9 protein-coding genes and 1 tRNA gene are annotated in these 12,876 nt (G+C 67.1%); 7 read left to right on the top strand and 3 right to left on the bottom strand.

All coding sequences use genetic code 11. The features are described 5' to 3' along the window. Positions 1–162: 162 nt before the first annotated feature. Positions 163–1,548, bottom strand: coding sequence for a dihydrolipoyl dehydrogenase family protein (locus tag C5E41_RS32120; RefSeq protein WP_104379440.1), 1,386 nt, complete (start codon positions 1,546–1,548; stop codon positions 163–165). A 239-nt stretch (positions 1,549–1,787) separates the two neighbouring features. On the opposite strand from C5E41_RS32120, the gene C5E41_RS32115 reads away from it, so the two are divergent. After that, positions 1,788–2,348, top strand: coding sequence for a DUF2165 domain-containing protein (locus C5E41_RS32115; protein ID WP_104379439.1), 561 nt, complete (start codon positions 1,788–1,790; stop codon positions 2,346–2,348). Between the two features lie 49 nt (positions 2,349–2,397). Next, complete coding sequence (locus C5E41_RS32110) at positions 2,398–2,817, top strand: PPOX class F420-dependent oxidoreductase (protein WP_104379438.1); 420 nt, start codon at positions 2,398–2,400, stop codon at positions 2,815–2,817. 528 nt (positions 2,818–3,345) lie between these two features. Here the strand turns inward: C5E41_RS32110 and C5E41_RS32105 are convergent. Continuing rightward, positions 3,346–3,642: a hypothetical protein gene (locus tag C5E41_RS32105; RefSeq protein ID WP_104379437.1), complete on the bottom strand. Its 297-nt coding sequence runs from the start codon at positions 3,640–3,642 to the stop codon at positions 3,346–3,348. Between the two features lie 360 nt (positions 3,643–4,002). Continuing rightward, positions 4,003–4,076, bottom strand: a tRNA-Arg gene (locus tag C5E41_RS32100). A gap of 181 nt (positions 4,077–4,257) precedes the next feature. On the opposite strand from C5E41_RS32100, the gene C5E41_RS32095 reads away from it, so the two are divergent. From C5E41_RS32095 to C5E41_RS32075, 5 genes are all read left to right on the top strand, one after another. Beyond that, positions 4,258–6,294 (top strand): cytochrome c oxidase assembly protein, encoded by a 2,037-nt coding sequence (locus tag C5E41_RS32095; protein ID WP_104379436.1) that lies wholly within the window; start codon positions 4,258–4,260, stop codon positions 6,292–6,294. Further along, on the top strand, positions 6,291–7,241 hold the full coding sequence (locus C5E41_RS32090; RefSeq protein WP_104379435.1) for a threonine/serine dehydratase: 951 nt from the start codon (positions 6,291–6,293) through the stop codon (positions 7,239–7,241). Before C5E41_RS32095 ends, C5E41_RS32090 begins: the two co-directional genes overlap by 4 nt. A gap of 161 nt (positions 7,242–7,402) precedes the next feature. After that, complete coding sequence (locus C5E41_RS32085) at positions 7,403–7,912, top strand: single-stranded DNA-binding protein (RefSeq protein ID WP_104379434.1); 510 nt, start codon at positions 7,403–7,405, stop codon at positions 7,910–7,912. 75 nt (positions 7,913–7,987) lie between these two features. Beyond that, positions 7,988–9,664: an energy-dependent translational throttle protein EttA gene (gene ettA, locus C5E41_RS32080; RefSeq protein ID WP_104379433.1), complete on the top strand. Its 1,677-nt coding sequence runs from the start codon at positions 7,988–7,990 to the stop codon at positions 9,662–9,664. A gap of 247 nt (positions 9,665–9,911) precedes the next feature. Then, on the top strand, positions 9,912–12,876 hold a 2,965-nt coding region (locus C5E41_RS32075), incomplete at its 3' end, for an NAD-glutamate dehydrogenase domain-containing protein (RefSeq protein ID WP_146097773.1).

The raw sequence follows: 12,876 nt of genomic DNA, 5'->3' as shown, positions 1-12,876 counted from the left end.
AACACCGCCGACTCCGCAGCGAACCTATGCGAAACTTGCACCCGAAGTGTCCTTCTGAACCGGACCGATCATTGCCTAGACAACAGTGATCATCCCAGCTCGAAGGGCACTTTCTCATTCACGGCACACCGACAGGGCGCACGCCCGTCGGTGGATCGAGGCTTAGCCGAGATCGCCGAGAGCGGCCTCGATCGCGCGGTGGAAGGTGGGGTAGGCGTAGATCATCTCCCGCAGCGTGGTGACCGGAACCCGAGCGTGCACCGCGACGGCCAAGGCGCTCAGCACCTCGCCGCCGACCGGGCCGACCGAGGTGGCGCCGACCAGAATGCCGCGATCGGCGTCGGCGACCAGCTTCACGAATCCAGCGTTACCGGGCCCGTGAATCCAGCCGCGGGTCGAATCCGGGACCTCGGCCCGTCCGGTCCAGACGCTCAGTCCGGCCTCGCGGGCCTGCGCCTCCGTCATCCCGACCGCGCCCACCTCCGGTTCGGTGAAGGTGACATTGGGAACCGCGTGATACTGCGCGGGTTCGGTGGGTGAGCCGAGGATGTCCGCGGCGGCGATGCGCGCCTGGTACATGGACATGTGGGTGAAGGCGCCGTGTCCGGTGACGTCGCCGATCGCCCAGACCCCTTCGGCGGCGCGCAGCCGGTCGTCGACCCGGATGCCGTGCGCCTGCTCGTCCAGGCCGACGGCGCCGACGCCCAGCGCGGACAGATCGGTGTAGCGGCCGGCGGCGACCAGCAGGCGCTGGGCGCGGATCGGATCGCCGTTGCTCAGTCGCACGGTGAAATAGCTGCCGTCGTGGTCGATCCGGGTGGCCTCGACGCCGGTGCGGACCGAAATGCCCTCTTCGGCAAAGACTTTCGCCAGCATGTCGGCGGCCTCGGGCTCGGCGCGCGGGAGCAGCCGGCTGCGCACGACCATCGTCACCTCGGCGCCGAACCGCGAGAAGATCTGGGCGAATTCCGCGCCGACCGGTCCGCCGCCGAGCACAATCAGCGATTCGGGTGCCTCGGTGGTGGTCACCGCCTCGCGATTGGTCCAATACGGGGTGTCGGCCAGGCCCTCGATCGGCGGTACGGACGGGGTGGTGCCGGGATTCAGCACGATTGCCCGCAGGGCGCGGAAGTCGCGCGGTCCGTCGGCGGTATCGACGCGGACCTGGCCCGGACCGGTGATGCGCCCCCAGCCCCGCACGAAGGCGCCGCCGGCGGATTCGAACCGTTCGACCGCGACCTTGTCGTCCCAGTTGTCGGTCGCCTCGTCGCGGATCCGCTTCGCCACCGGTGCCCAATCGGCATGCACCTGGGCACTTCCCGCGAGTCTGCCCACGCGGCGCGCCTCGGCCAGGGTCTCGGCGGCGCGCACCATCATCTTGGTCGGCACGCAGGCGTAGTAGGGGCATTCGCCGCCCAGCAACCGGCCTTCGACGCCGACCACCGCGAGTCCGGCGCGCGCCAATTCGGTCGCCACGGCCTCGCCGCCGGGCCCCATGCCGATGACGATGGCGTCCACGGATTCGGTCGCCGGGGTTTCGGCGGGCATGCGATCACGCTCCTCTGATTCGATTCGGTGGGGACGGCGAGTCCCGCAGACCATGGTGACAGCTGGGACGCTGCCGGTGGGCGATCGACAGGTACCCATCGCGGGATTCCCTTGCCGCGGGCGGTGCTGGACGAGATCGTGCGAAGCTCCGCCCGCCGCGAAAAGCCCCTTCGCACATGGTCATTGCTGGGAAGTCGCTGCGGTTGACGCGGTTTCGCCGAACCGTTTAGGTAAGCGTCATGCGAATCGGCGGTGCGGGAATTCTCGACGTGCTCGGTAGTCGCCGGACGGCGGTGGCGGTACTGGCGACGATCACCGGCTTCTACTACTTGTTCGTCGCGATCACCAACTGCACCGACACCGTCACCAACCGCCGAGGGGTGGCCGCCGTGCTGTCGATGCGGGCCACGATCCACAATCCTGGCACCGACTGGCGTGCTCTCACCAACGGCAACGTCGCGCTCGTCGTCTACATTCTCGTGGTTGTCTGGGAGTTCTCGATCGCCCTCGTGCTGCTGGTTGCCGCGGCCTGCTGGCTGCGGGAGCTGAGCGGGCGGCCACGCCGGGTGCCGGTGCGGCCCGGCGCCGCGGCGAAACTGTCCAGTATCGGCTGGACGATGGCGGTGCTCCTGTTCGCGGGGGCGTTCCTGACCGTCGGCGGGGAGTGGTTCCGGATGTGGGCGAACAAAGAGGTCAACGCCTCGTCGGCGGCGTTGCAGAACTTCCTGATCGCGGGCATCGGCCTGGTGCTGGTACATCTGCCCGACTCGGCGTCGCGGGCCGCCGCGCCGTCGGAATGAGTTGCGGCCGTAGGGGAACAGTGTCTGCCCGCCCGGGGTTGCAGCGCGTATGGAAATCGACACCGCGCTCGACTTCGCCCGTACGACCTCGCGGTCCGTCCTGACCACCCTGCGCCGCAACCGCCGCCCGCAGCTGTCGAACGTCACGCACGGGGTCGCCCCAGACGGCATCATCCGGATCTCCATCACGGCGGACCGGGCCAAGTACGCCAACCTGCGCCGGGAGCCGTGGGCGGCCCTGCACGTCACCCGTGACGACTTCTGGGCCTACGCCGTCCTGGAGGTCGATGTCGAACTGACCCCGGTGGCCGCGACCACCGATGATGCCACCGTCGAGGAGCTGATCGCCTACTACCGGGCGCTCAGCGGCGAGCACCCGGACTGGGCGGATTATCGCCGCGCGATGGTCGCCGACCGCCGTGTGATCGCGCGTCTGCATCCCACCCGCGCCTACGGCATGCTGCCCTGAGGCCGGCGCTCGTCGGAGGTGGGAAGTCCCTCGGGAAGCCCCTCGGGAATCCATTGCGGCGCTCGCTTTTCCATGAAGACGCGCATTCCCGGCTGACGACGCCGAATCGCTGCGCCTCGCCGACGCCGAATCGCCGCGCCGACAACAGCGGGTCACAAGCCACCGCCATCATTGTGGAAGAATGGCAATCTCTCAATGCGGATATTCGGTTCTCGTCCGGGCGACTCGACTTCACCGGCGCATAACCTTGCGGCAACGTTGGGCATGCATGCTGGCACCCTCCGCTGAATCGAAAGGTAAGACCCGAATGGACTTTCTGACTGTGCTCGTGGACATGTTGGCTGCGCTGGGGGCCAGCGGCAGCGCGGCCTGACCACCCATCACGACACACCCGGCCCACCACATCACGGATGTGGTGGGCCGCAGGCGTTCCGGAGGGTGCTTCGATCGTCGCTCACGGCGCGGGAGAGATCATCCGGTCAGTGGTCGTAGTATCCGGCCCTGCCCTCGAAAGGGTGAGGTTTCGTTTCAGACGATCTCCACCTTGGCGATATGCGCACTGTTCCACCTGGATTCGAGTACGCGATCGGCCAGCCCGCTGCCGAGCAGATTCTGCACGGTGATCATGGCGAGAAAGTGGTCTACCCGGAAGACGGCTCGCTCGGCCACCGGATCGGCCAGTAGCCGATTCAGTTTCTCGGCACTGTCGCGATCTTCGCCGACCGGTTTCTCGAGGACGATCCTGCTGCCCGCGGGAAGTCCCACCTCGTGCAGCGTGCGCGGTGAGGTGCGTGGCTCGCCGCTGCGCTCGAACGCGTCGAGCATCCAGCCCAGGAAGGCGTCGGCCTCGTTGCGGAAACCGATGCGGCGCAGGGCATAGACGGCCCGTCACTCCGGTGGATCGGCCGGAACGGTGGATCCGGTTGGAAACCGGAACAGACCGGCCGATATCTGCCTGAACACCCATCGATCAACCGGCTGGCTAACGCAGGCTTCCCGGTGGAACACAGGAGCTGACGGGCGGCCGGAGACTCGGGGATAGTCGGGTTGCGGACGCCAACTGCCCGACGAAGGGCGCGGCTCGCCCTGCGACCGATCTTCCGCGAGATTTCTCGGCGTTTAGCCGTTGAAGCGAGTGGGTACCCACAGTCCGACCCGGAATATACGCAGGTCAGAGCGGTGAAGCGCCCCCGGCAGGAATCGAACCTGCGACCTAGGGATTAGAAGGCCCTTGCTCTATCCAACTGAGCTACGGAGGCATGGCAGTACCAAACACCATGCCCGGTTTGAGGCAGCGTGTCCAGCGAGTTGATTATAGCGAGCGTCCAGATCGGTGCTGATTATCGACGACGCCGTGGACGACTGTCGCCCTCGTCACAGCGAGCGGGCGGATTCGGGCCCGAAAGGCTGTGAGGTGGGCCGCCAACTACGCTGAATAGTATGTCGTTACCGCAGGACCCGCCCGTCGAAACCGACCCTCAGGCCGTGCGGCCGGAGGCGACGGCGTTCCCGGTGCTGGCGGTGGTGGCGGTAGGTCTGACCGCGCTGGTCGCGCCGATCGTGGTGAGTCTGTCCGCGGCGCAGGCGCTGACGCTGCTCGGCATTCCCGACCCCGGTCCGCTGACCACTTACGGCCTGCCCGCAGTGCGGGCGGTGGCCGATTTCTCGGCCGCGATCGCGGTCGGGTCGCTGCTCTTCGCGGCCTTCCTGTGCCCACCGCAGCGCGACGGCCTGCTGGATGTCGGCGGTTACCGGGCCCTTCGTCGCGCCGGGATCGCGGCGCTGGCCTGGGCGGTGACCTCGGCTCTGCTGGTGCCGTTGACCCTGTCGGACACCACCGGCCAGCCCGTGCGCTCGGTGTTGCGGCCCGATCAGATCTGGCACGCCATCGGCAAGGTCGATGTCGCGGGATCCTGGCGCGCCACCGCGATCATGGCGATTCTGCTCGCCATCGGCTGCCGGCTGGCCTTGCGCTGGGGCTGGACGCCCGTGTTGTTCGCCTGGTCGCTGCTGTGCCTGATTCCGGTTGCGCTGACCGGGCATTCGTCGTCGGGTGGCGCGCACGATGTCGCGACGAACAGCCTGATCCTGCACCTGGTCGGTATGGCCGTCTGGGTCGGCGGCCTGTTCGCGGTCCTCGCGTACGCCATGCGCGGCGGAAAGTACACCGGTCTCGCCGCACGGCGATTCTCCCTGGTGGCGACGTGTGCGTTCGCGGTCGTCGCGGTGTCGGGTGTGCTCAATGCCTGGGTGCGGGTGCCGTGGGATGAACTGTTCACCACCACCTACGGCCGGCTGGTGATCGCGAAGACGGTCGCACTCTGCCTGCTCGGTGTCGCCGGATTCCTCCAGCGCCGCCGCGCCCTTCCGGCGCTGGCCCACAATCCCCGCGACCGCTCGGCCCTGGTCAGTTACGCCGGAGTCGAGGTGCTGATCTTCGCGGCCACGATCGGCCTGGCCGTCGGGCTGGGCCGCACCCCGCCGCCGGATCTGAAGCGGGTGCCCTCGCCCGCGGAGGTCGAACTCGGGTACAACCTCGCCGGGCCGCCGACCATCGCCCGCATCCTGTTCGACTGGCGCTTCGACATCATGTTCGGCACGCTCGCCATCGTGCTGGCGGTGCTGTATCTGGTGGGCGTGCGGCGACTGCGCGTACGCGGCGATGCCTGGCCGGTCGGCCGGACCGTGGCGTGGCTGTGCGGCTGTGCGGTGCTGCTGATCGCGACGAGTTCCGGGGTGGGCCGGTACGCCCCGGCCATGTTCAGCGTGCACATGGCCCAGCACATGCTGCTGTCGATGCTCGCGCCGGTGCTGTTCGCGCTGGGCGGCCCGGTGCTGCTGGCCCTGCGCGCCCTGCCCGCCGCGGGTCGCGATGCACCCCCCGGGCCGCGGGAATGGGTGCTGGCCGCCGTGCACAATCCGGTCTCCCGTTTCCTGACCCAGCCGGCTGTCGCGGCGGCGTTGTTCATCCTCGGCTTCTACGCGCTGTATCTGGGCGGCATCTTCGATGCGGTGGTCGGCGAGCACGGCGCTCACCTGGTGATGAATCTGCACTTCCTGGTGTCGGGCTACCTGTTCTACTGGGTCGTTCTCGGTATCGACCCCAAACCGCGCCAGGTCCAGCCGCTCGCGAAGGTCGGCATGGTGTTCGGATCGCTTCCGTTCCACGCCTTCTTCGGCGTCGCCCTGATGAGCATGACCACGGTGATGGGCGGGTGGTTCTATCGCGGGCTCGGATTGAGCTGGAATACCGATCTGCTCGGCGATCAGCGCACCGGTGGCGGACTGGCCTGGGCCAGCGGTGAGATTCCGCTGGTCCTGGTGATGCTGGCGCTGCTGGTGCAGTGGTCGCGCAGCGACAACCGCACGGCCAAGCGCTTCGACCGGGCCGCCGAGCGCGACCACGACGCCGCCCTCGCCGCGCACAACGCGATGTTCGCCGAACTGGCCAAACGCGACCGCGAGGGGAAACCGTGACCGACGCGCCCGCGCGGATTCCGCGCCTGTTCCGCGCCGATATCCGGGCCGCCCGCGAGCGGCTGGGTAGCGACGTGCGGGTCACGCCCGTGTTCCACACCGAGGTGGCCGGTCCCGAGGGGCCGGTCAAGGTCACTCTGAAGCTCGAACATCTGCAGTACGGCGGCACGTTCAAAGTGCGGGGCAGTCTCAATGCGTTGCTGCAGTCCGAGGACGACGGTCGGCCGGTGGTGATCGCCTCCGGTGGCAATGCGGGGATCGCCGCGGCGCTGGCCTGCGCGTTGCGCGGCCGCCCCTGTACCGTCGTCGTCCCGGAAACCGCCCCGCACACCAAGGTCGCGGCGATGTGGGGGTACGGGGCGGAAGTGCTGTGGCACGGAACGACCTACGCCGAATCCAAACGCCACGCCGACGCGGTGACCGCGGAGCGGAACGCGCTGCAACTGCACGCCTACGATCTGCCGGCGGTGGTTGCGGGGGCCGGTGTGGTAGGACTCGAGATCGAGCGCCAGGTGCGCGGGCGGCCGCCGGTGCTGATGGCGGTCGGCGGCGGGGGACTGATGGCCGGTATCGCGATCGCGCTCGGCCCACGGTCACGGGTGATCGGCGTCGAACCCACGGGCGCGCCGACGTTGTACGCGGCGTTGTCGGCGGGGCGCCCGGTCGATGTGCCGGTCGACAGCATCGCGGCGGATGCGCTGGGCGCTACCAGGATCGGCGACATCGCGCTCGATACCGCGATCCGCTACGGCGTCGGCTCGGTCCTGGTGGGCGACGACGCGATCGCGATGGCACGCGAATACCTGTGGCGGGAATTCCGCCTGGTCGTGGAGCCGGCGGGCGCGGTCGCCCTGGCCGCGGTACAGAGTGGGGCTTATGTCCCGGACCCCGGCGAGCGGCCGGTGATCGTGCTGTGCGGCGCCAATACGGACGTGAGCAACCTCTGACCACGCGAACTCCGGAACGGGGCCTGTTCACACCCGCGTGAGTTGTCCACATATTCGCATCCGGGGCTGGTGAGGCATCGCGGCATCGGCGACGCTGGCTAGGTCACGTCGGCCGAGGGCGCCGCGGACGGGTCGCAGTCGAATCACGAAGGGGGACATCCATGTACGAGGCGAATACCGCGGTCATCGGCACCGTCGTCACACATCCGGTACGGCGGAGCCTGCCGGGTGGGGAACAGGTGATCAGCTTCCGGATGGCCAGCAATGCCCGCCGCTTCGATCGCGATACCGGCGGCTGGGTGGACAGCGGCACCCTGTTTCTGACGGTGACCTGCTGGCGCCGGCTGGTGGAGGGGGTCGACGCATCCATCCGTCGCGGCGATCCGATCATCGCCTATGGCCAGCTGCGTACCAATGAGTACCGGACCAGGGAAGGTGTGCAACGCCACGACCTCGAGATGCGAGCCGCCGCGCTGGGGCCCGACCTGGGTCGCTGTGCGGCTCCGGTGATGCGGCGGGGCGGCGCGCGGAACTCCGGTCCGGATCTACACGTTGTCCCCGAAGGGGACGACGCGGTGCCACAGGCGCCGCCGGGCGAGTCCGGCCCCGCCGCGGGCGCGGGATCGACTACCGTCGAGCCGGTCTCCGCGGCGGCCGCCGACGCCGGATGACTACCGTTACCTCTGCTCCGCTCGCGCGGTCCTCCGTTTCGACCCACTGGTTCCGACACCGATAGGCTTTCCTACATGGCTGAGTTCATTTACCAGATGAAGAAAGTTCGCAAGGCGCATGGCGACAAGGTCGTCCTCGACGATGTGACCTTGAACTTCCTTCCGGGCGCCAAAATCGGCGTCGTCGGTCCGAACGGCGCCGGTAAATCGAGCGTGCTGAAGATCATGGCCGGACTGGACCAGCCCAACAACGGTGACGCGTTCCTGGCGCCCGGAGCGACGGTCGGCATCCTGCAGCAGGAGCCGCCGCTGAATGAGGAGAAGACCGTCCGCGGCAACGTGGAGGAAGGCCTCGGCGAGATCAAGGTGAAGCTGGACCGCTTCAACGAGATCGCCGAACTCATGGCCACCGACTACTCCGACGAGCTCATGGAGGAAATGGGCAAGCTGCAGGAGGACCTGGATCACGCCGACGCGTGGGATATCGACTCCCAGCTCGAGCAGGCCATGGACGCACTGCGCTGCCCGCCGCCGGACGAGCCGGTCGGCAACCTCTCCGGCGGTGAGCGCCGCCGGGTGGCGCTGTGCAAACTGTTGCTGAGCAAGCCGGATCTGCTGCTGCTCGACGAGCCCACCAACCACCTCGACGCCGAGAGCGTCAACTGGCTCGAACAGCATCTGGCCCAATACCAGGGCGCGGTCCTCGCGGTCACGCACGACCGGTACTTCCTGGACAATGTTGCCGGCTGGATCCTCGAGCTCGACCGCGGCCGGGCCTACCCGTACGAGGGCAACTACTCCACCTACCTGGAGAAGAAGGCCGAACGACTCGAGGTCCAGGGCAAGAAGGATCAGAAGCTGCAGAAGCGGCTCAAGGAGGAGTTGGCCTGGGTGCGTTCGGGCGCCAAGGCCCGCCAGGCCAAGAACAAGGCCCGCCTCGGTCGCTACGAGGAGATGGCCGCCGAAGCGGAGAAGATGCGCAAGCTGGACTTCGAGGAGATCCAGATTCCGCACGGTCCGCGCCTGGGCAATGTGGTGGTCGAGGTCGAGCACCTGGACAAGGGTTTCGGCGACCGGCAGCTGATCAAGGATCTGTCGTTCACGCTGCCGCGCAACGGGATTGTCGGCGTGATCGGCCCGAACGGTGTCGGTAAGTCGACGCTGTTCAAGACCATCGTTGGACTGGAACAGCCCGACAGCGGCGAGGTCAAGGTCGGCGACACGGTGAAGCTGAGCTATGTCGACCAGAACCGCGCCGGCATCGACCCGAAGAAGACGGTCTGGCAGGTGGTGTCCGACGGGCTCGACTACATCGAGGTCGGCAATCAGGAAATGCCTTCGCGCGCATATGTTTCCGCCTTCGGCTTCAAGGGCCCGGATCAGCAGAAGCCGGCCGGTGTGCTGTCCGGTGGTGAGCGGAACCGCCTGAATCTGGCGCTGACCCTCAAGCAGGGCGGCAACCTGATCCTGCTCGACGAGCCCACCAACGACCTCGATGTGGAGACTCTCGGCTCGCTGGAGAACGCGCTGGAGAACTTTCCCGGTTGCGCCGTGGTCATCTCCCATGACCGGTGGTTCCTCGACCGCACGTGTACCCACATCCTGGCGTGGGAAGGCGACGACTCGAATCCGGCCAAGTGGTTCTGGTTCGAGGGCAACTTCGAGGCCTACGAGGCCAACAAGGTCGAGCGTCTGGGCCCGGAGGCGGCCCGTCCGCATCGCGTTACCCATCGTAAGCTGACTCGCGACTGATCTTTCGGCTCGCGCAGTCGACCGACCACCCGGGCGTGCGCCAATCTCCTAGGGGCGCAACGTCATCGCGGCCTACCCCGGTCTCGGCGTAGGCTGCGAACACGGGCGTACCAACCGGCCCGTTCGAGGTAGCTGAGCGTCGCCGAGGGTTTAGAAGGAATCCACCCCGGCGCCTCGGCTGCCCAGCTACTCTCGACCCCGGCGTCACTTTGTTGCGGAACCGAATCCGAGGGAGTTGGCGAAAAAAATGACGGTCTCGTCCGAATTGTCCAGTAACGCGTGGGCGGAGAGTCTGCCGGAGCCGCTGCGGGGAGAACTCGCAACGCTCGAATCGGCCTACTTCCGTCACGTGGATGCCGGCGATGTGGACTGTGCGATCACCGGAAGTTCGGCGCTGGTCTTCCGAAGGCATCTCGAACTGGGCTTGCAACGTCCCCCTGGCACGGCGCGCGTGCGGGTGTACCACCCCGACGACGGCAGCGGCATCGGGGCGGCAGTGCAACTGGTCACCGACGACATGCGTCTGCTCGTCGAATCGGTGGCTTCCGCCCTCACCCGGATCGGCGCCACCGTCAGCGAAGTGATCCATCCGATCTTCGAGGTGATGCGCGACGACGAGGGGCGGCTGCATTCCGCGGCCCCGCACGAGGTCGACGGCAACGGTGTCACCGGCTTGCGGGAATCCTGGATTCATGTGCAGCTGCATCCATCCACGAGCCGGGACGTCCTCGAGCGCATCGAGGCCGAGGTGCCCGATGTGCTCACCGACGTACGGCAGGTCATCGGCGATACCGAAGCGATGCGGGCGGTGCAGGATCGCCTCGCCCGCGAGCTGATCCGGACGGCGGACGCGGGGTCTTCGCCCTACCCGGTCACCGATCTGGTGGACTGCGCGCATCTGCTCCGTTGGTTGGCAGACGGGCATTTCACCCTCCTCGGCTACGCCCGCTTCCAGCGTCGCCCCGTAGCCGGTGCGGAAGCGAAATCCGTTGTCGTGCCGGACAGTTGCCTCGGTGTCCTGCGACCCAACGTCGGGACCGACTTCCAGGTTCCCGTCAACGGCGGCCGGCGTCCGCTGCTGATGCTCACTCAGGGGCTGGTCCCGGCGACGGTGCACCGCTCGGTCTACCCGTATTTCATCGGCGTCGCGGAGGCCGACGCCTCGGGCACGGTCGTCGGCGGACATCTGTTCATCGGGGTGTTCACCGTCGCCGCCCTGCATGAGAACGTGCTCGATATTCCGGTGATCGCGCGCCGCGTGCGCACCGTGATCGAACAATGCGGATTCGATCTGGAATCGTTCTCGGGCCAGGCGATGCTCGAGGTGATCCAGTCCTTCCCGCGCACCGAACTGTTCTCCTCGGATATCGACACGATGCGGCGGACCGCCAGCGCCGTGCTCAGCGTGGGCATGCGTCGACAGGTGCGGCTGTTCCTCCGCCAGGATTCCTACGGTCGTTTCGTGGCCGCCATGGTGTACCTGCCACGCGACCGCTACACCACGCGGGTTCGGCTCGAGATCCAGGACATCCTGGTTCGCGAGTTGGGCGGTGTATCGATCGACTATTCGGCGCGAGTGTCCGAAAACGAGCTCGCCAGTGTGTATTTCACCGTGCATCTGCCCGAACCGGGCACTCGGGTGGATACCTCCGAGGCCAACCGCGTGCGGATTCAGAATCTGCTCGCCGAGGCCAGCCGCACCTGGGACGACCATCTCCGCGACGAGGTCGCCCGGTCCACGGTGCTGGATCCCGCTGTCGTGCAACGCTATGCGGCCGCACTGCCCGACGGGTACAAGGAGGATTTCGGACCTTCCCGGGCGCTGGCCGATATCGTGCGGTTGGAGCGCCTCGACGGCGAGACCATCGATCAACATCTGTATCGCAGGCCGGACGCCGCGCCCGGATCGTGGCGATTCACCCTGTACATCGGCAGCGGTATTTCGCTGAGCCAGGTGCTGCCACTGCTGCAGAGCCTCGGTGTCGAGGTGGTCGACGAACGGCCCTACGAGGTCGAGTTCGGCGACGGCCGGATGGCCTGGATCTACGATTTCGGTTTGCAGGCGCGACCCGACCTGCTGCGAATGTCGTTGTACCGCAATATGGATGCCGAGTTGGTGGAAACCGCCGACCGGCTCGATCTCCTCGACGCCCAGGAACGCGGCTTACGCGAGCGCTTCACCGAGGCGTTCGACGCCCTCTGGCACGGCCGGGCCGAAAGCGATCCGCTCAACGAGTTGGTGTTGCGGGCCGGACTGCAGTGGCGGTCGGTGTCGATCTTGCGCGCCTATTCGAAGTATTTGCAGCAGGCGGACTTTCCGTACAGTCAGGCCAATATCGCTCGCGTTCTGCTCGCCTCGCCAGATATCGCGCGGCTGTTCGTCGGGCTGTTCCAGGCCATGTTCGATCCCGATTCGGCCTCCGCGGAACGTGCGGACGAGCTGCGTGCGGCGGTGCGGGAACGGATCAACGAGGTCGTGAGCCTGGATGCCGACCGCATTCTGCGCGCCATCCTCGGTGTCGTAACCGCCACATTGCGTACCAACTACTACGTCGTCGACGCCGAGGGGTTGCCGCGTGACTACCTGTCGCTGAAGGTCGATCCGCATGCCATCGCCGAATTGCCGCGGCCGCGGCCGCAGTTCGAGATCTTCGTGTATTCGCCGCGGGTGGAGGGCGTGCATCTGCGTTTCGGCGCGGTGGCCCGGGGTGGTTTGCGGTGGTCGGATCGTCTGGAGGATTTCCGGACCGAGATTCTGGGTCTGGTGAAGGCGCAGGCGGTGAAGAACGCGGTGATCGTGCCGGTCGGTGCCAAGGGTGGATTCGTGGTGAAGCGCCCGCCCGCGCCCAGTGGCGATCCGGCAACCGACCGGCAGGCCCTGCAGGGCGAAGGGGTGGAGTGCTATCGCACCTTCATCAGCGGTCTACTGGATGTGACCGACAATGTCGATCACGCCAGTGGTGAGGTGATTCCGCCGGCGCGGGTGGTGCGTCGTGACGGTGATGACACCTATCTTGTGGTGGCGGCGGACAAGGGGACGGCGACGTTTTCCGATATCGCCAACGATGTCGCCAAGAAGTACGGTTTCTGGTTGGGTGATGCGTTCGCGTCGGGTGGTTCGGCGGGGTATGACCACAAGGCGATGGGGATTACGGCGAAGGGTGCGTGGGAGAGTGTCAAGCGGCATTTCGCGGAGATGAATGTCGATACCC

Source organism: Nocardia nova (genome assembly GCF_002933465.1).
Classification (GTDB): Bacteria; Actinomycetota; Actinomycetes; order Mycobacteriales; family Mycobacteriaceae; genus Nocardia; species Nocardia nova_B.
Note: the sequence above shows the minus strand (reverse complement) of the source record. Positions and strands in the feature narration are given on the sequence as shown.